We start from the raw sequence: 17,988 nt of genomic DNA on the forward strand, positions 1-17,988 counted from the left end.
CACAGTGGTAACCGACACCGGCCAGCGCTGGAATATTTCGCCGCACTTACTGTCACCGATCAAAAACGTACAGGCGGGGATGGTGGTGGATATCAGGCCGAAAAAATGAAGTAACTGTGCCGAGAATCGTCTCCGCGCCAGCATGATTTGATTCCTCCCCACCTCAGGCGCCGTCTGTTTGGATAGGTGGGGTTTATGGATCAGTTACAGTCAAGTACGGGCAGCAAACTGTCTTTCGATAGTTTTCTTCGCGAATGAAAACTTGCCAGGAACGCTAAAGGGGGCACATTTTTCTGAACGACTCTGACGTCCGCTTCTGGCCGAGTCCCGCCTGTCCTGACCGGCAGTTGTGCGTCGATTCTGCCACCGTAATGTAAGCGTCCAGTCAAGTCATCTACCGATCCAGCTATCAGCACGAGGATGACTGCTTGCCGCCCATGCCGTAAGGTTCGCTACCAAAATCGCCACAGCCTTCCAGTGGTGGTAATACAGCAAGGAGAGCGAACAATGAACATCTTCAAATCATCAGTTCAAAACGTAGCTGCGGCCATAGGCCTCATCGCAGCAGTGACAGTCGGTGGATGCGTGATGATCCCTTACGACACGCCGGAATCAAAAGTCCAAATCCAGCGCGATCTGAAAATTGCACCATCGGATATTCAAGCCGTGTCGGAAACGAACTGGTGCTTGTTCCCATATGGAAGCGAAGGCAGCTGCAGAGCCACTCAAGGCCTGGGAGTGTTGACCAGCAAAGGCCTGATCCTCAGCCTCTACAACAACCACACCTACACTGAAACCGCACGCATCCTCCCAGAACAAGTGCAGTGCGTGAAGACAGTTGGTGGTCGCACTGGAGTCGAACCGTTCGTTGTATTCACCAAAGACCGAGCGATCATGCTCGCCGTCATTACGCCGGGTGGGCAAATGAATGCGCCTGTGAAAGTCAGTTTCTTTGATTATCTGACGAAGCCAGGGCAGCACGTCTTCACTGGGACGGATGGCGGATATGTGCGCAAGTCGGGTCGACAGCAAACCGTAGGCGGAATGGTGTCAGGCACTGCCGTCCCGTGGCATACAACACTCGACGTAACCGAGGTTTTTAACCCTTGCCCGCAGGTTACAGATTAACGAGGAGTGGTGCGTTCCCTCGCAAGCGGTACGCGCATGCCGAAGCCCGTAGGTGTGAAGGATGAATGCCCGAAGGGCCGAGACGCCCCGGCGGCTCGGCTCGCGACAGCCGCCCTTGAAGAGGCACACCTTGAAACAGTCAGTACAGGGCTTTTAGCATCCGCTCAAGCGTTTGATGTCCCCAAGTCGACAGCAGCGCTACCCATTAACAATAATTGGTGCGGGAACCAGATCCGACCCTGGGCGTTGGGTCGCAAGAACTGGCTCTTTACAGGGTCGCTACGAGCGTTGCTGGGCTCGTTGAAGCATCCGCTGATCTTGGTCGATTGGTCTCGAATTGATGCCCCTGGTTGCGCTTTTTTGTTGAGAGCCGCAATCCCGCTGGCAGGTCGTTCGTTTCCTATTTATGAATGTGTTCATGAGCGGGAAGGTTGCCCCAGGTATCAAAGTCGCCTGATTAAAACGCTGGCTCAATTGCTGCCTGATGGCTGTATCCCAATCTTGGTAACTGATGCAGGCTTCCGGCGGCCATGGATGAAGGCAGTAGCCGCGCAAGGTTGGTATTACGTGGCGCGCATACGTAACCGTGAGCTTTATCGTCGCGAAGAAAGTGAGTGGTTACCCGTGAAGAATTTGTATGCTCTGGCCACCTCTTCGCCCAAGTCGCTGGGTCGAGTTGAGATGACCCGCAGCGCGCCTCACTTCATTGATTTGTACTGCGTTCGCCACTCTGCCAAGGGCCGTAAACATCAACGAGTCACTGGATCAATCGCCAAAAGCAAGCTCAGCCGGCAGTCCGCCAGTCGTGAGCGAGAGCCGTGGTTGCTGGCAAGCAATCTGAAGCAAAGCGAGTGGAATTCAGCAAAAATCGTGGCCATTTATAAGCGGCGTATGCAGATCGAAGAAGGCTTCCGAGATGTGAAAAGTGAGCACTTGGGGCTGGGTTTGAATCTGCATCGAAGCAGGTGCCCAAAGCGAATAGAGGTGCTGCTGTTGATTGCTGCACTGGCCAACTATCTCCTCTTTTTAACCGGGCTTCAGGCGCGAGAACGTGATTTGGAACGACGCTATCAAAGCAACAGCCTCAAGGTGAAACGTGTACTTTCATTGTGGCGGCTAGGCATGGAATATTGGCGCAGTTGTACAGATTTTGGTGGGCGAGAAGGCTTGGAAGTGTTGGAGAAAGCCCTGCGTGATGAGGTGCGCCATCAGGCGCAGAGCCTGGAGTAGATTTGTGGGGATCCCTCAGGGACGGATCTGTTTTCTAAACGTCGGCGTCTGGCCGATGCTGTTGAAAAAGTAGCGCCCCTATCTGGCCTGCGGTGCTGCGGTTGTAGCAGACGCTGACCATACTGGAGCCCTGAACCCGCGTAGCCTTGATCGACATCTGTACAAGGCCCGCAACCTGGTGGTGCGCTTTCTCCTGAAGTTGAAGCAGTTCCGCCGGATAGCGACACGACACGATCGGCAGGCAAGGAATTACCCGTCGATGTTATCTCTTGTTTCTCCTGTCATATGGCTGGCCTGAATGAGCCCCCGCAGCACGATCCGATTTTTCATAAAATCCGAAACTGGTCGCTCATTGGCCTGCCCCCAACGACTAAACCTTGCCTTTCCACGGTACCAGCTTGCGTTCCAGCCAGCGCATGCCTAGGTCGAACAGCAGTGCCATGGCTCCAATTACCAGAATGCCCATGATCACCACGTCGGTGGCCATGAACTTGGAAGCTGTCAGCACCATAAATCCCAAGCCGGCGGTGGCGGCAACCATTTCAGCGGCAACCAGAGTGGTCCATCCAAAGCCGATGGCGATGCGCATTCCCGTTAACACTTCAGGCAGTGCCGCCGGCATAATCACATGCTTGAGTACCTGAGCGCGGCTCGCCCCCATGGAATACGCGGCGTGAATCTGTTCGATGGCCACAGACTTCACACCGGCCCGCGCACTCAGCGCCAGCGGAGCGAACATGGCGAGATAGATCAGTAAAATTTTCGAGCCTTCACCGATGCCCATCCAGATCACCACCAATGGCAGATAAGCCAGCGGCGGCAGTGGACGATAAAACTCAACCAGCGGATCGAAGATGCCGCGAGCCACGCGATTGACGCCCATCAGGATGCCGACCGGAATGGCGGTCAGCACCGCCAGCACAAACGCACCAAACACCCGCAAGGCGCTCCAGCCAATGTGCGTGAGCAAAGTGGCATCGGCAAAACCTTCCTGGAATACATCCACCAATTGCGCCCACACCGCCTGTGGCGAAGGTAAAAACAACGGTTTGATCCAGCCTCCGTTGGTGGCGACGTACCATGTGCCGAACACCACGCAGAGGGTCGCTAGGCTCAATGTCAGGCTCGAGCCGTTACCAGGCGCGCCGTATTGCTCGCCAGGCCGGGCAGGTGCCGCGCGACGCAGCTCGCTCCAGGTGTGCATGACTGCGCGGCGTTGTTTTTCGTCGAACAGGCTCATGCGGCCACCTCATCACCATGAATTATGCTCAGGATCTGCTCGCGCAGCGCAATGAAGTCAGGGCTGGACTTGACTGATCGAGCATCGCGACAGGCGAGAAATCGCTTGCCGAAGTCCACCGGGAATTCGTGGGTGATACGGCCGGGACGCGGCGACATAATGATCAGGCGGGTCGCCATGAACAGAGCTTCCTCGACATCGTGCGTGATGAAAAACATCATTTTTTGCGTGCTGTGCCAGATGTCGAGAATCAACTCCTGTAAGCGCTCGCGCGTCAGCGCGTCGAGTGCGCCCAGCGGCTCGTCAAGCAGCAACATTTGTGGATCGTTGGTCAGCGCACGAGCGATTCCGACCCGTTGTTGCATGCCTCCTGACAGCTGATAGATCGCGTGTCCGCTAAAATCTGCCAGCCCGGTCAGCTCAAGAAAATACATGGCCCGCTGTTCACGTTCGGTCTTGGACATGCCACGCAACTTCAGGCCAAAGGCAACGTTGTCGAGTACGTTGAGCCATGGAAGCAACGCATGCTTCTGGAACACCACCCCACGCTCGGCGCCGGGGCCGCAGACCTGATCGCGCAACTCTGCACCTCTGCCGAATTTTTCTGGCACTTGCCCTTGAAAGTCGCCCAGCGTGATCAGGCCGCTGCTGGGCTGGATGAACCCCGCCATCAAATTCAGCAGCGTGGTTTTGCCACAGCCTGATGCGCCTAGCGCAACGACAAAGTCGCCGGCGGCAATGTCTAGGTTAACGCCGGCCAGGGCGCTGACCTGTTGGCCTTTCTGCTGCCCAGGATAGAGCACCGAGACATCGTGGATCTTGAGGCTCAGGGTCATGATGGTTCCTCATATCGGGTTCGGCATCGGGCGATCACTGACTGATCCGCCCGTGCAGGTTTTGCTCCGGATTACTCGGCGGCTTGAACGAAGTCGGGAGTGATGGCGACGCTGTAGTCCGGCAGTACGGCCGACACTTTTTTCTGCGCCTTGAGGAACTCCGCCGTTGCTGCCAGCGCCTTGGCTGCTCCGCCGTCTTTGCCGTTGCCCAGCCACTTGTTGCTGGCCTGTTCGGACGCCAGCGGAAACTGATACAGCGCCAGCACCGGCGGAACTTCGTCTGGCTTGGCGCCAGACTGTTTGGCGATATTGATCACTTGCGGCGAGCTGGCGGTCCAGGTATCCGGCGCCTTTACGTAATCGCCAGTGCTGGACTGCAGCACTTTGGTGAACGAGGTCATACCGTCCTTGTTTTTGGCCGCGAATTTTTTGTCGACAACAATGCCGTCGAAGGTGGCTTTGCCCCAGTTGGTCAGATCGCCCGAGGTCAGTAATACGTGACCACTTTGTTTCAAACGACCCAGCGCCGGGTCCCAGATGAAGGCTGCGTCGATGTCGCCACGCTCCCACGCCGCCGGAATGTCCGAGGGTTGCAGGTTGATGACCTTGACCTTACCGGTTAGGCCGAACTGCTCAAGGGCAAACAAGGCATGAAAATGCGTCGTGGACACGAAGGGTACCGCCAAGGTTTTACCCGCCAGGTCCTGCGGCGCGACGATGCCACTGCCATTACGCACTACCAGCGCTTCAGCGCTGGCGATGTTGTCGAGAATCCAGAACAACTGCGCATCGACGCCACGGCTGACCGCTGCGGCGATCGGGCTGCTGCCGGCCACGCCGATCTGCACGTCACCTGAGGCCATCGCCAGCATCACATCGCCGCCGCTATCGAAGTTGCGCCACTGGATATCCCAGCCGGTGGCTTTCTCGAATTCTTTCTCGGCTATAGCGTTTTTCCACGGCGCAAACATGCTCTGCACGCCGATGGTCACAGTTTGGGCATGAGCGGTGGCAGCGAGGCCGATAGTCAGCGGCAACAGGAGTGAGTGGCGAATCCATTTATGCAGAGGTTTAAGCATGGTGGAACTCCAGAGTGGGACGACAGGTTTGAAGTCCATGCGATCTTAGTGCCGGCTCGAAACTTGCTTTAGATCCAGTTGCTACAGCCTTTAGTGCCAGCGGGTTTCAGCCCGTCATGGGATAAGGCCTATAGCATTTTCGGTGCGTCATAAGGGGGCGGCGATGCGGGAGTCCGGACCATGTTGGAGCGTTATTTACATCCGTTCGAAGCGGGGCGGGGCTTGCAGGAACAATTGCGCGAGCGGCTTCTCAACGCGATCCTTGACGGCGCGATGCCGCCCAGCGAGGCAATGCCGTCATCGCGCAAGCTCAGCGAACTTCTGAAGATATCTCGCAACACCGTGGTTCTCGTTTACGAGCACTTGGTGCAGGACGGTTACCTGATCCCATCCGACCGGCGGGGTTACTTTATCAACGAAAAATTCCTGCATCAGCAACTGAACGTCAGTTTGCGTGCTTCCAGTCAAAAACTCTTCGACCGGCCGGATCATGCGCCGGACTGGGGGCGCCGAATGCAAACCGAATCGGCGCAGATGCGCGCGATCATCAAACCACGCAATTGGCGTGAGTACCGTTACCCTTTTATCTATGGGCAGGTTGAAGCCGATGAGCAAACTGCGGTGCGTTGGCGTGACTGCGCGCGCATCGCGGCCATGGGGGCGCACATGCGTTGCTGGGTCGACGATCAGGTGACGCTGGATGATCCGTTGTTAGTGGAACAGATCATCGCGCGTGTGTTGCCCAAACGCGGAATAAAAGCCGGACCGGAAGAGATTCTGGTGACCATTGGCACACAAAATTCGCTGTACATGCTCGCGCAGTTGCTGGGGCGACCGGGGCTGATCATGGGCCTGGAAGATCCGGGCTACGTCGACGCTCGCAATATTTTCGGCTTGAGTGGTTGTGACTTAAGGCCCTTGCGCATCGACGGCCAAGGTCTGGTGGTGGACAAGCAACTCGATGGCTGTGACATGTTGTTTTGCACGCCCAGCCATCAATCGCCCACGGGCGTGACAATGCCGGTGTATCGCCGTATGGAATTGCTGGCCAGCGCCCGAGAGCGGGATTTCCTGGTGATCGAAGACGATTACGAAAGCGAGCAGAACTACTTGGGAAGCAACCATCCGGCGTTGAAGAGTTTCGATGACAGCGGTCGTGTGATCTACCTTGGTAGCCTGACCAAAAACTTGCTGCCTGGGCTGCGTCTGGGATTTATTGCGGCAGATCCCGAACTGATTCATGAGTTGCGGGCGTTGCGGCGTTATATCTATCGTCATCCCCCCTCCAACAATCAGCGCACGCTGGCGCTGTTTCTGTCGATGGGGCACTACGACGCCCATGCTCGCCGCCAGCGTGACCGATTGGCCCGTAAATGGCGGTTGATCAGCCGTGCATTGGCCAAGCATTTACCGGATTGCCACACCAGCGGAATGGCCGGTGGCTCGTCTCTATGGGTGACCGGCACACCGGAACTGGATGCATGGAGGTTGCAACGATTGGTGGCCAAGCGTGGTGTATTGATCGAACCGGGAGATATTCATTTTCTGGGCAGTGAGCGCCCGCAATACCATTTCAGGCTAGGGTTTGGGGCGATCGCAGAGGAGCTGATCGAGCCGGGGATTGTTGCCCTGGGAGAGGCTTGGCGAGAGATGCAAGGCCAGTTGCAGGCTGAGCCTGCCACGAGTATGTAGATGCCGCCGAAAGGCTGCGATTGTCCGTCAAACGGATCGCCGCCTTTGGCCGTTACGCAGAGTTGAGTGCTCGATCAGGCGTTATAGATTTTCCTGACCCAGCGTGGTCTTGAGGATATCGATCATGGCATCCACATGCTGGCGCTCAGCCACCAATGCCGGGGCGAAGATGATCGCGTCCCCGGTGGTTTTTACGTGCAGACCTGCTTCATACAAGGCTCGCTGCACACGGTTTCCTTTCGCTCCCGGTGTTTCTCCCGGCGTCAGTTGAATACCGCTGAGCAAGCCGTAACCACGGAGGTCGCTGACCTGCGGCAGACCGCGCAACCCACTCACACACTCAAGGAAGTATGGCGACAGCTTCTCGCCCTTGGCGAACAGGCCTTCATCGCGGTAGATGTCCAGCGAAGCCAGCGCTGCCGCACACGCCACGGGATGTCCCGAGTAAGTGTAACCGTGGAAAAATTCTGGCCCAGCGCCTTTGCTGGCGCCGACGACGGTGTCGAAGATTGCCTGATCCACCGCCACCGCCCCCATTGGAACCGCCCCGTTGGTCAGCGCCTTGGCCATAGTGATGATATCGGGCTTCACGTTGAAGCTCTGCGCGGCGAACGCCTTACCCGTTCGACCGATTCCCGTAATGACCTCGTCGAACACCAGCAGAATGCCATGCGTGTCGCAGATGTCCCGCAGACGCTTCAGGTAACCGGCGGGTGGCACGTAAACGCCAATGGAGCCGGCAATCGGCTCGACGAAACAGGCCGCGATGCTGTCGGCTCCGTGGGTGGCGATGATCCGTTCCAGATCGCTGGCCAGGTCAGTGTCGCTGTTCGGCTCGCCCAGTTGAAAACGCTGTTCTTGCTGCCAGGTGTGGCGCATGTGGCTGACGTGAGGCAGTCCGCCTGCCGCGAAGGTCTGCCGGTTACGCATCATTCCGGACAGCGCCACGCCACCAAAGTTGACGCCGTGATACGCCCACTCACGCGACACAAAACGTGTGCGCTGCCCCTCTCCGCGAGCGCGATGATAGGCCAGGGCAATCTTCATCGCGCTGTCCACTGACTCGGAACCGGAGTTGGTGAAGAACAGCTTGTTCAGACCTTCAGGCAGCAATTCGCTCAGTCGCTCGGCCAGTTCGAACGAAAGCGGCGAACCGCGCTGAAAATGAGGGGTGAAGTCCAGGGTCATCAATTGCCTCGACACGGCCTCGGCGATTTCCGAACGTCCGTGGCCCGCAGCGCTGCAAAACAGGCCTGAACTGCCGTCCAGCAGTTCGCGTCCGTCAGCGGTCCAGTAGCTCAGTCCCTTAGCCCGAACAAACAGCTGTGGAGCACGCTGAAACTCACGATTGTCGGTGAAAGGCATCCATTGATGATCAAGGTTCGTTGTCATGGGTTCATTCCTGAAGGTGGACACGGTAAAGGTCGATGGTCATCAGCCTAGCCATGCACCTCTTCGAGCCTTAGAGCCAGATGGGGGATTCTATGGAGCCAGGTTTTGCCCAACGTTCTGGCTCCATAAAAATAGCTGTCTGGATCTAAAGTGAGTCCCGGCGCTTGAATAGAGTGGCACCCTACTATTAGGGAGGCCGACAGTGAGTCCTGAACTGAGTTTTGTCCTGAGCGCCCTGTGTGTACTGGTTGCGGCGATTATTCGCGGCCTGACCGGATTCGGCTTTGCCGCCATCGCGGTCGTTGGTCTGGCAATGCTCGGCCCTCTGAATCAGGCTGTACCGCTGGTGCTGTGTCTAGAAGTCTTGTCGAGCCTGATGCTCTTGCGCGGGGCCTTGCCACAAACCGATTACCCACAACTCAAGCGCCTGTTGATGGCCGCCGCTTGCGGTGTGCCCTGCGGCATCTGGTTGCTGACTGGGATGAACAGCGACGGGTTGACCATCGGCGTCTATTTGCTCATCGGGCTACTGGCGTTGCTCGGACTGGTGCGGGTCACGCTGCCGATGGGCAAAGGGCAAGTGGGCGGCTGGGTGGTTGGCGCCAGTAGCGGCGCCTTGATCGCGGCATTTTCTATCGGCGGCCCGCTGGTTGTTGCCTGGCTCAGTCATGTTGGGCTGAAGGCCCTGGCATTGCGTGCCACCCTGATTCTGTTCTTTTTTGTCGTGGACCTGGTGGCGATTTCGGGGCTGGGACTGGCCGGAGCGATCCCGAATCAGACATTGACTCATGCTCTGTACCTGGTGCCTGCCTTGCTGGTGGGGTTGTGGATCGGTCAACAGTTGTTCATCTACATACGTGCCGAAACGGCGGCGCGTTTTACTCAATGGCTGTTGCTGGCGCTGGCAGGCTTCGGCTTGCTCGGTCATGCATGGTCCTGAATCGAAGGAAGTCCTGATGACCCCGACACTCTTTATCACTGGTGCCACGTCCGGTTTCGGCGAAGCGTGTGCTCGACGATTTGCCGCAGCAGGCTGGTCGCTGATTCTGACCGGTCGCCGCGAGGAGCGTCTGCACTCATTGGCGGATGAACTCTCGGCGCAGACTGACGTGTTGCCGCTGGTGGTGGATGTGCGTGACCGACTGGCCATGCAAGAAGCCATTCTTAGTCTACCCCCCAGGTTCAGCACGCTTCGCGGACTGATCAACAACGCTGGATTGGCGCTCGGCACCTCGCCAGCGCAGGACTGTAACCTGGACGATTGGGACACCATGGTCGATACCAACATAAAAGGCCTGATGTACACGACCCGTCTGCTGCTACCACGGTTGATTGCCCATGGCGCGGGTGCCAGCATCGTCAATCTGGGTTCAATCGCCGGCAACTGGCCGTATCCCGGCAGCCACGTATACGGCGCCAGCAAGGCGTTTGTCCGTCAGTTCTCGCTCAGCTTGCGTTGCGATCTGCAAGGCACCGGCGTCCGCGTGACCAACCTCGAGCCGGGTCTATGCGAGAGCGAATTCTCTCTGGTGCGCTTCTCGGGTGATCAGTCGAAATACGATGCGGTTTATGCGGGAGCCAATCCGATCCAGCCAACGGATATCGCAGAGACGATCTTCTGGGTCTTCAACCAGCCTGCCCACATCAACATCAATAGCCTGGAATTGATGCCTATCACCCAATCTTGGAACAACTTTGCGATCACACGGGGCTCAGCCAATGGTGTGTAAATATGGATCAACGAAGCTAAGTGCGGCGGTTATCGGATTCTTGCCTTCTGCTGCATCCGATCTTCATTCGGCAGTCTTTTGCCGGGCAAGGGCGCCGCTGACTTCTGGACAACCGCCAAGCCCGAGCCACGACCATTTGCCGTCGGGCTTCTTATAGCGCAACTCCCACGATTTCTGCCCGTTAGGCTTTATTCTGAAACACAGGTCTGAGCTGTCTAACCCACGGTATGCCCTTGCTTCAGGAGCCAGGTTGGCCAGTGTGGTATCGGAGAGGGGAGCATATACGATGTGAAGGATGCGGGCAGATCAGGATGCCCACCAATTGGACGTCTAACACATTTGGGTTGTATGCCCGTGGTTGGCTTAAGACGCCGTTAGCTTATCTCGCCCCATCTCGTGAGATGCGAAGATCATTCGGATGGCCAGCATTGCGCCTGTTAACACTGCCGTCATACCTAGGGCTTCATACAGCGTTGGTAAACGTTGTTCAAAAAGCAATCCGAATAGGGTCGCGAAAAGGGATTCGAGAGCAATTAGTTGCCCCGAAAGCACCATGGGTAAATACCGAGACGCTTTGTTCCACGCCCATGCCCCCAATACGGACGACAAAATTGCAATTAGAAATGCCCACACATAAAGGCCTCCAGCATTGGCAAAGTTAGCGCCCTGAGAGGGCATTTCAAAAAGGTTAAACGCATACCCCAAGGGCATTACCAGAAGCATACCCAGCGCGCTCCCGACCATCATGAGTCCGGTCCACGCGCTGGTGGAATGTGCTGGGATTTTGCTCAGGCCTTTTTGGTTCAGCACACTGAACGCCAACCAAAACGCCACGGCACAAACAGAAAAAAGCACCCCGAACACGGCGGTGCCTTGCGAGGCGAGCGGGGTGTCATTAGCCATAACATTGATGAGCAGCAGGCCGAACACCAGCATGGATAAAGGCAATGCCAGTTTTCGCCACGCCAATATCTTGTTTTGCGCATTTCCAAGCAGAGCCAGCATCACTGGCACCACCGCAATGAATGCTGGCGTCAGGACGGGGCCGCTGATCTTAACACCGCATGCAATGCAGACGCTGTACCCTAGATAGCCTATGGCTCCCAGCGTCAGCGCCACCGTCCGCATAGGAAGTGTCAACTCTCGAACACTGGTGCGGTCGACGAACATCCAAACGACACCGATTACTCCAACGATCATGAATTTAACTGCCAGAAAGTCAAATATGCTGTAGTTCCCTGTGACATACGGAACGATAAAATTCGACCCCCAGCATAATGTTGCAAATACCGCAAAAAATACGCCGAGGGCAAAAGGATGAGCTGATGTGTTCATAGGCGACTCCAAGGCTGGTAATCGCAAGTTTGAACGTTTCCGGATGTATGCTACAAACGAGTTCTCAGCCCTCAATGCATAATCCATGGTTATGAATTTACTCGGTAAGTCACTTCCTCCTCTCGCTAGTTTGTTGCCTTTTGAAGCGGCCGCCCGTCTGGAGAGTTTTTCACGAGCAGCTGACGAACTTCATATCACTCAAGCAGCGGTAAGCCGTCAGATTCGTGGGCTGGAAGAGGATCTTGGTGTAGCACTCTTCGACAGGCGCAATCGTGCGGTCTTTTTAACGCCAGAAGGACGGCAGCTTGGGCTTGTCGTGAATGCCGCGTTAAATCAAATAAGTTCTGTCGCTGAGAGCTTGCGAGGCGCGGCCCGCAGGCATCAGGTCGTATTGCTCTCCCAGCTTTGTGAAGCGTTTTACTGGCTAATGCCGCGCCTTTCTCGCTTCCACCAACGCCATCCGGATATCGAAATTCAAGTCGTTACCACTACCCAACCGTTGACGGAGTTCGGTGGTCATTTTGACGTTGCTCTCCACTGATAGAGTGGCTCAGGATTGAACTGTTAGAAGCGATAGATTAGACGCACGAGTTCCCTGATCGAAACGCGACCGATTCGACTACCGGTTGCCACCTATGCGGTAGCAACTCGGAAATTTCACTCGCCCGCTGCGTCGGCAGGCGCGTGAGGACGTCCTTCAAATGAGCATACGGATTGCTGATCAACGCGAGGATTACTGGAAGAATCGAGTTCAGCCATTCTGGCAGCATATCTGGCCGAAAAACCGAGAGTTCGCAACCAGTGGAATAGCCGAGTCTTTGGTTAGATTAAGTATTGCTGCGGGCCCTGAGTTTTCGAGTGCGTTTTTGGCTGTATAGGATTGGTTGCTCCCGATAGAACATCCGCACTACGTAGTGCATCAATTGCATGAGTCAGGGTTATGCAACAGCTTTCCTATTGATGCCTTGCGACTTCTAAACGCAATCATTGATGATCAGCCGTGGGCTCCCCCGTGAGTTGCAGCAATGTCTCAATGCGATAGCGCAGACAAGCCCTTTGCTGACTCATGAAACCCAGTATCAGCGGCTTACCGAGTACTCTCGCAGACGGGGAAGGTCATTCAGTAAAGGCGGCTAAACGGCCTTTCTAAAAAGGTCGTTGAAGTTTGCTTTAGCAAGGAAAAAATAATCTGAGCGTCTTCGATTTTTGAGTTGGGCATTAGTTGGAAAGCGCGTAGTGACCTTCTACGGTGGGTACTAGAGTGGATATTGTTCGATCTCAGTCTAGTCCGCGGTATGCCCCAGCCTCAGGTTCCAGGCTGGAAAGTGTCGTGTCAGCGAGAGGGCGTCGCTTGATATCGGCGCGTTTCATCCTTGTATGCCTTCAGTTCAATTATTTATGAAGCATTCACGTGGGCATACACGGTGGGAGCTGAACAGCCAGAAACAAGAAAGCCCGCACGAGGCGGGCTTCTTGAGGTGATTCATAGACTGCTGTAGACATCTATGGATCGTACACTGAGTGTCGATTTCAACACGCAGAAATCTGACATTCAAATCGCTGGCGGTGGGTCATTCATGGGGTTTGTTTCGCAAACTGGCGTTGGCGATCAGATAGGGGAATGAGCCTCTGAGCCTCGTGACACATCCCGCAATATTCTGTTGCTCAGCCTAGCGGCGAGCTAGCCGATAGGTATCCGTAGGTAAACGCAATCTGCTGCTTGGAGCATGTATGTTCGACTGGATCAGCAATATCCGTATAGGTACGAAACTCGGTTTTGGCTTCGGCCTAGTGTTGGCGCTAACTTCTCTGCTCGCTCTCACTGGCTGGATAGCAATCAATAGTCTTGATGAGCGGGGCCTCAAGATTGAGAGTATTGCTCGCGTCGCCGAGATGACCAAGGACTTGCGCGTTCATCGTTTGCAGATAGAGCTCAACCGCAAGGGAGATGGCGCCCAGTTGATCCTTCAGACGCTTGAGAAGCTAACTGTGCATTTGAACACTGCGCGTACTCATCTGACCTCTCCCAGCGATTTTGCGCTGATTGACCAGCAGATAGCTGCAGTTAATGCGTACCGCGATGCCCAGCCTGCTTTAAGCCAAGCGGGAGCCGACCTGACTCCAGTGTTTGCCCGAATGAGTGAGCAAGGTGAAATCTTGCTCAATACTGCGCAGCAGTTGATAGCGTCGCAATCCGCCAAGCGCGAGGCCGATTCTTCTTTTGCTAAAACCCTGCTTGCGAGTATCGCTGCGCTGGCGTTGCTGCTCGGCGCCGTCGCGGCCTGGATTATTACCCGGCAAATCGTTACACCGTTGCAGCATGTCCTCAAGGACGTCGATCGTATTGCCTCAGGCGATTTGAGTCAGGATCTGGAGGTCAACCGTCGCGATGAGTTGGGGCAATTGCAGAGAAGCCTGCAAAAGATGACCACCAGCTTGCGCGAACTGATTGGCGGTATCGGCGCTAGTGTCATTCAGATCGCTAGTGCTGCCGAAGAGTTGTCAGCCGTCACTGAGCAGACCAGTGCGGGTGTGAATAGCCAGAAAGTCGAAACCGATCAAGTTGCTACTGCCATGAACGAAATGACTTCCACCGTGCAAGAGGTAGCGCGTAATGCTGAAGAAGCGTCTGACGCCGCGGCCGCCGCAGATCGGCAAGCTCAAGAGGGAGACAAAGTTGTTGGTGAGGCCGTGGCTCAAATCGAACGCCTGGCTATCGAAGTCGGCAACTCCACCGTGGCTATGAGTAATCTCAGAGAGGAAAGCGACAAAATCGGCGGCGTGCTCGATGTTATTAAAGCGGTTGCACAACAAACCAACCTACTCGCTCTCAATGCCGCCATTGAGGCAGCGCGAGCGGGTGAAGCTGGACGAGGTTTTGCGGTAGTTGCCGATGAAGTTCGTAGCCTGGCGCAGCGTACCCAGCAATCCACCGAAGAAATTGAAAAACTAATCTCCAGCTTGCAAAGCGGCACTCTAGAGGTATCCGCCGTTCTGGAGAGCAGTCGTATATTGACTGATAGCAGTGTTGAGTTAACTCGTCGTGCCGGAGCATCTCTGGAAAATATCACCCGCACGGTGTCTACAATCCAGTTGATGAATCAACAGATTGCCTCAGCTGCTGAGCAGCAAAGCGCAGTGGCTGAAGAGATCAACCGTAGCGTGCTGAACGTGCGTGATATCTCTGAACAAACCGCTGGCGCTAGTGATGAGACAGCCGCCTCAAGTATCGAGTTGGCACGCTTAGGTCATGAACTTGACGATTTGGTTAAGCGCTTTCGATTATAGGGCTGATTTAAAGCGCTCCCCAATCAGCGAGCCAGCATAGGAATAGATTGAAGCTTCGCGAGCATTGCATTGCGGGGGGGATTACATGTAGCGCTTCACCGCTTGGTGTAGCGCTTTACATAAAACATCCGTGATGTTTGTTTAGCCAACGGCCAGGTTGCCAGTCAAAACACCTGATTTTGGTGGAAACCACAGTGGAGACCATCGCCTGGCTACCATAACTTTTGATAACAGGCTGGCGGCATGGTTCGCACCAGGTTCACATAAGAGGGTGCGAACCAGAAGTGCGAACCTCAGTGCGAACCTGCTGCCAGTACGCACCCGAATGCGTACCAACCGTGCGTACTGATCTGCGTACTTGCTGTGCGCAATTTGCGCAATTTGCGCAGTACTGCGCAGTCCGGTGGCGAGCCGTCGCTGGCGCTGGGGAGCCTACATGCCGGCCCGGGCATCACGCGGCCCAGTGCGTGAATATGCTGCGTGAAGGGTGCGTTAAACCTTGGCGGGGGAGGGCTTCGCGCAAAGGCCAAGTGCGCGATGGGCGTGCGCGAAGCACTGCGCGAAAACACGCAGATATGCGGCATTCGTCCCCTCTCGATGTGAGGTATGGGGCTTTCATGCGCCAGCAGTTTCCACTGCGCGACGGGATGGTGACGATCCGATTGTTGTTGACGCTCCAGAAGGCACACCGTAAATTATTAGGAACGATCATTCCAATTAGATGGATTGCCATGCGTACCAAGGAATTTGAACCAGACGAAATCGCCGATGCTGCCATGCGCGTTTTTTGGGCGCGTGGCTATGCCGCGACCTCGGTGCAGGATCTGGTCGAAGGCACGGGGCTGTCGCGCAGCAGTCTCTACAGCACGTTCGAGAGCAAGCAGGGGCTCTATCAGCAGGCGTTGCGCCGCTACCAGGCCATAACTACGGCCAATGTGGAGCTGATGGCCAGCCCCGGCTCGACAAAAGATGTGATCCGGCAGCTTCTGATGCGCATTGTGGAGGACGAACTGGGCGATCCGCAGCGGCGCGGCTGCCTGGTTGCCAATGCGACGCTGGAGCTGGCAGGCCATGACGAGTCGGTGGCCGAACTGGTGGCCGACAACTTCCAGCGCCTGCAGAAAGCGCTGGAGAAGCTGATCGTCCGGGGACAGCAATCAGGCGAGGTTGCTGTCGAGAAGAATCCGCGCGCGCTGGCCCGTTTCTTCGTCAGCACCATGCAGGGCATGCGGGTACTGAGTAAAGGCAGTCCCGCGCGGCAGCGTCGCCAGTGTCTGCTGGATGTGATCGACGTAGCGCTCGATACGCTATAACCACCCGCCCGCCGTCCTTGCGCATCGAGGTGCGCAAGGATGTTGGGTTTTTTTTGGTCTAAATTGGAATGATCATTCCATTTAGAGAGTTTTCATCCACTATCAAAAGGAGTTCACGTGAGCACTGACCCAAAAACCACCATCGCTTTCCTCCGTACCGGCCTGATCGGCGCTCCCGTCGCGCGCAATCTGCGTAAGCGGGGGGGGGCCGTGCATGCCTGGAACCGCACCGCGGCCCAGGCCGGTCTTTGGCGCTTCGAGCATGAACTGGAAGCTGAGCGCGGTGCAAAGGACATGGCGGCGCCCTATCTCGCCTGACATACATAAGGACGAACACCGTATGAACATCCGAAATCACAAGACACCCGCGTCGGTACCTGAAGCAATCGTTGGAGGGCTACCTGTCTGGAAGCTACTGGCGTTCACGATGGCGGGTTTCCTTGCCATCATGACCGAGACCATGCCGGCCGGCCTGTTGCCACAGATCAGCCAAGGCCTGGGCGTCTCCGAAGCCTTGGCGGGCCAATTGGTGACCCTCTATGCGCTGGGGTCAGTACTGGCCGCAATCCCGATCATCGCCGCCACACGCAGTTGGAACCGTAGGCCGTTGCTACTGCTGGCCATCGGCGGTCTGCTGATCTTCAATTCCGTCACGGCCTTGTCCGCCCACTATGGGCTAATTTTGGTAGCGCGCTTCGTCGCTGGTATGGCGGCCGGCGTGATATGGGGGCTGCTGGCCGGCTATGCGCGGCGGATGGTTCCCCACCGCCAGCAGGGACGCGCACTGGCAGTTGCGGGCGTTGGCCAGCCCATTGCCTTGGCCATCGGCGTGCCGTTGGGAACGTGGTTGGGCACCTTGTTCGATTGGCGAGGTGTGTTCTGGATCATGTCGGCGCTGTCACTGCTGCTGTTTGTCTGGGTGCGTCTGGCGGTGCCGGACTTTGCAGGACAATCCGCCAGACAACGCGTGCCGATTCGACGCATCTTCCTGATGCCCGGCATCCGCCCGATACTGCTAGCGCTGTTTGTTTGGATATTGGCGCACAACATTCTCTACACCTACATCGCTCCCTTCCTGGCCTCGGTGGGGCTGGGGCATCGGGTGGACGCCGTGCTGCTGTTGTTTGGCGCAGCCTCCATTATGGGAATCTGGATCACCGGTGTGCTGGTGGACCGATGGCTACGCGCACTGACCCTGCTGAGTCTGGCCGTGTTCACCGTAGCGGCGCTGACGTTGGGTTTCTCGGGCGGCTCGGCACTGGTCGTGCTACTGGGCGTTGCGACATGGGGGCTGACCTTTGGCGGCGCACCAACATTGCTGCAGACCGCGCTGGCTGATACGGCGGGCGATGGGGCCGATGTGGCGCAATCCATGTTGGTGACAGCCTTCAACCTAGCAGTGGCCGGCGGCGGTGCGGTGGGCGGTGTCCTGCTGGAGCGTCTCGGGCCTGCCTCTTTCCCTTGGGCATTGGTGGTGTTGGCGCTGCTGGGTTTGTCGGTGGTCTGGTCGGCTGGGGCACATGGCTTCCGGCCAGGCCATCGCATCGCTGCTTCTTGATCGAGGACATCCCATGGAAAGGACCTCGATGAACACCTAGCGCGACTTAGCGCTGATGTAGGCCTTCCATGGGGTTATTTCGCAAATTGGGCATCCTGGTGGTTGTGACCAGCCCCAAGTGGTCACTGATGTTGGTCATCGCGCCTGGTCACCACCCTGGTATCCGG

General features: G+C 56.5%; 13 protein-coding genes and 4 pseudogenes. 10 read left to right on the forward strand and 7 right to left on the reverse strand.

Going from position 1 to position 17,988, the window contains the following annotated elements:
- Window positions 1-507 precede the first annotated feature (507 nt).
- Entirely contained in the window at window positions 508-1,128 is a 621-nt protein-coding gene (locus INT12_RS18950) for a hypothetical protein (RefSeq protein ID WP_193040016.1), read from the forward strand.
- A gap of 198 nt (window positions 1,129-1,326) precedes the next feature.
- Window positions 1,327-2,358: pseudogene (locus tag INT12_RS18955) on the forward strand (IS4 family transposase); the annotation flags it as partial.
- 370 nt (window positions 2,359-2,728) lie between these two features.
- Here INT12_RS18955 and INT12_RS18965 read toward each other — a convergent pair.
- The 3 genes from INT12_RS18965 to tauA form a co-directional block, all read right to left on the reverse strand.
- On the reverse strand, window positions 2,729-3,562 hold the full coding sequence (locus tag INT12_RS18965; RefSeq protein WP_032804179.1) for an ABC transporter permease subunit: 834 nt from the start codon (window positions 3,560-3,562) through the stop codon (window positions 2,729-2,731).
- A gap of 32 nt (window positions 3,563-3,594) precedes the next feature.
- Window positions 3,595-4,434: a taurine ABC transporter ATP-binding protein gene (locus tag INT12_RS18970; RefSeq protein WP_017844460.1), complete on the reverse strand. Its 840-nt coding sequence runs from the start codon at window positions 4,432-4,434 to the stop codon at window positions 3,595-3,597.
- Between the two features lie 71 nt (window positions 4,435-4,505).
- Window positions 4,506-5,513 carry a taurine ABC transporter substrate-binding protein gene (gene tauA, locus INT12_RS18975; protein WP_017844459.1) on the reverse strand — a complete coding sequence of 336 codons (1,008 nt, stop codon included), beginning with the start codon at window positions 5,511-5,513 and terminating at the stop codon, window positions 4,506-4,508.
- Between the two features lie 180 nt (window positions 5,514-5,693).
- Here tauA and INT12_RS18980 point away from each other — a divergent pair, with 180 nt between their 5' ends.
- Window positions 5,694-7,205 carry a PLP-dependent aminotransferase family protein gene (locus INT12_RS18980; RefSeq protein ID WP_017844458.1) on the forward strand — a complete coding sequence of 504 codons (1,512 nt, stop codon included), beginning with the start codon at window positions 5,694-5,696 and terminating at the stop codon, window positions 7,203-7,205.
- Between the two features lie 81 nt (window positions 7,206-7,286).
- On the opposite strand, the gene INT12_RS18985 is transcribed toward INT12_RS18980, so the two are convergent.
- The gene (locus INT12_RS18985) at window positions 7,287-8,597 is read right to left on the reverse strand and encodes an aminotransferase class III-fold pyridoxal phosphate-dependent enzyme (protein WP_193040019.1); all 1,311 of its coding nucleotides are present in this window, start codon (window positions 8,595-8,597) and stop codon (window positions 7,287-7,289) included.
- A 202-nt stretch (window positions 8,598-8,799) separates the two neighbouring features.
- Here INT12_RS18985 and INT12_RS18990 point away from each other — a divergent pair, with 202 nt between their 5' ends.
- The gene (locus INT12_RS18990) at window positions 8,800-9,537 is read left to right on the forward strand and encodes a sulfite exporter TauE/SafE family protein (protein ID WP_017844456.1); all 738 of its coding nucleotides are present in this window, start codon (window positions 8,800-8,802) and stop codon (window positions 9,535-9,537) included.
- 16 nt (window positions 9,538-9,553) lie between these two features.
- On the forward strand, window positions 9,554-10,327 hold the full coding sequence (locus INT12_RS18995; RefSeq protein ID WP_017844455.1) for an SDR family oxidoreductase: 774 nt from the start codon (window positions 9,554-9,556) through the stop codon (window positions 10,325-10,327).
- 66 nt (window positions 10,328-10,393) lie between these two features.
- Here INT12_RS18995 and INT12_RS19000 read toward each other — a convergent pair.
- A pseudogene (locus tag INT12_RS19000) lies at window positions 10,394-10,624 on the reverse strand (Arm DNA-binding domain-containing protein); the annotation flags it as partial.
- Window positions 10,625-10,690: 66 nt separating this feature from the next.
- On the reverse strand, window positions 10,691-11,662 hold the full coding sequence (locus tag INT12_RS19005) for a DMT family transporter (RefSeq protein ID WP_104903983.1): 972 nt from the start codon (window positions 11,660-11,662) through the stop codon (window positions 10,691-10,693).
- 91 nt (window positions 11,663-11,753) lie between these two features.
- On the opposite strand from INT12_RS19005, the pseudogene INT12_RS19010 reads away from it, so the two are divergent.
- Window positions 11,754-12,197: pseudogene (locus INT12_RS19010) on the forward strand (LysR family transcriptional regulator); the annotation flags it as partial.
- A gap of 43 nt (window positions 12,198-12,240) precedes the next feature.
- On the opposite strand, the pseudogene INT12_RS19015 reads toward INT12_RS19010, so the two are convergent.
- Window positions 12,241-12,378: pseudogene (locus INT12_RS19015) on the reverse strand (transposase domain-containing protein); the annotation flags it as partial.
- 1,015 nt (window positions 12,379-13,393) lie between these two features.
- On the opposite strand from INT12_RS19015, the gene INT12_RS19020 reads away from it, so the two are divergent.
- From INT12_RS19020 to INT12_RS19035, 4 genes are all read left to right on the forward strand, one after another.
- Window positions 13,394-14,950: a methyl-accepting chemotaxis protein gene (locus tag INT12_RS19020; protein ID WP_193040020.1), complete on the forward strand. Its 1,557-nt coding sequence runs from the start codon at window positions 13,394-13,396 to the stop codon at window positions 14,948-14,950.
- Window positions 14,951-15,567: 617 nt separating this feature from the next.
- Window positions 15,568-16,263, forward strand: a complete 696-nt coding sequence (locus INT12_RS19025) for a TetR/AcrR family transcriptional regulator (RefSeq protein ID WP_232925466.1) — start codon at window positions 15,568-15,570, stop codon at window positions 16,261-16,263.
- Between the two features lie 117 nt (window positions 16,264-16,380).
- Window positions 16,381-16,581, forward strand: a complete 201-nt coding sequence (locus tag INT12_RS31340) for an NAD(P)-dependent oxidoreductase (protein WP_186357366.1) — start codon at window positions 16,381-16,383, stop codon at window positions 16,579-16,581.
- A 22-nt stretch (window positions 16,582-16,603) separates the two neighbouring features.
- A complete protein-coding gene (locus tag INT12_RS19035; protein ID WP_104903980.1) occupies window positions 16,604-17,821 on the forward strand; it encodes an MFS transporter in 1,218 nt (405 codons plus the stop codon).
- Window positions 17,822-17,988: the final 167 nt, after the last annotated feature.

This window comes from Pseudomonas sp. K8 (assembly GCF_014889455.1).
Taxonomy (GTDB): Bacteria; Pseudomonadota; Gammaproteobacteria; order Pseudomonadales; family Pseudomonadaceae; genus Aquipseudomonas; species Aquipseudomonas veronii.

Bases quoted from the DNA above. Each gene is read 5' to 3' on its own strand.
- INT12_RS18985 (WP_193040019.1), bottom strand. From the start codon at position 8,597: ATGACAACGAACCTTGATCATCAATGGATGCCTTTCACCGACAATCGT.
- INT12_RS18965 (WP_032804179.1), bottom strand. From the start codon at position 3,562: ATGCACACCTGGAGCGAGCTGCGTCGCGCGGCACCTGCCCGGCCTGGC.
- INT12_RS18950 (WP_193040016.1), top strand. From the start codon at position 508: ATGAACATCTTCAAATCATCAGTTCAAAACGTAGCTGCGGCCATAGGC.
- INT12_RS19020 (WP_193040020.1), top strand. From the start codon at position 13,394: ATGTTCGACTGGATCAGCAATATCCGTATAGGTACGAAACTCGGTTTT.
- INT12_RS18980 (WP_017844458.1), top strand. From the start codon at position 5,694: ATGTTGGAGCGTTATTTACATCCGTTCGAAGCGGGGCGGGGCTTGCAG.
- INT12_RS18970 (WP_017844460.1), bottom strand. From the start codon at position 4,434: ATGACCCTGAGCCTCAAGATCCACGATGTCTCGGTGCTCTATCCTGGG.
- INT12_RS18995 (WP_017844455.1), top strand. From the start codon at position 9,554: ATGACCCCGACACTCTTTATCACTGGTGCCACGTCCGGTTTCGGCGAA.
- INT12_RS19035 (WP_104903980.1), top strand. From the start codon at position 16,604: ATGAACATCCGAAATCACAAGACACCCGCGTCGGTACCTGAAGCAATC.
- INT12_RS19005 (WP_104903983.1), bottom strand. From the start codon at position 11,662: ATGAACACATCAGCTCATCCTTTTGCCCTCGGCGTATTTTTTGCGGTA.
- INT12_RS19025 (WP_232925466.1), top strand. From the start codon at position 15,568: ATGCGCCAGCAGTTTCCACTGCGCGACGGGATGGTGACGATCCGATTG.
- tauA (WP_017844459.1), bottom strand. From the start codon at position 5,513: ATGCTTAAACCTCTGCATAAATGGATTCGCCACTCACTCCTGTTGCCG.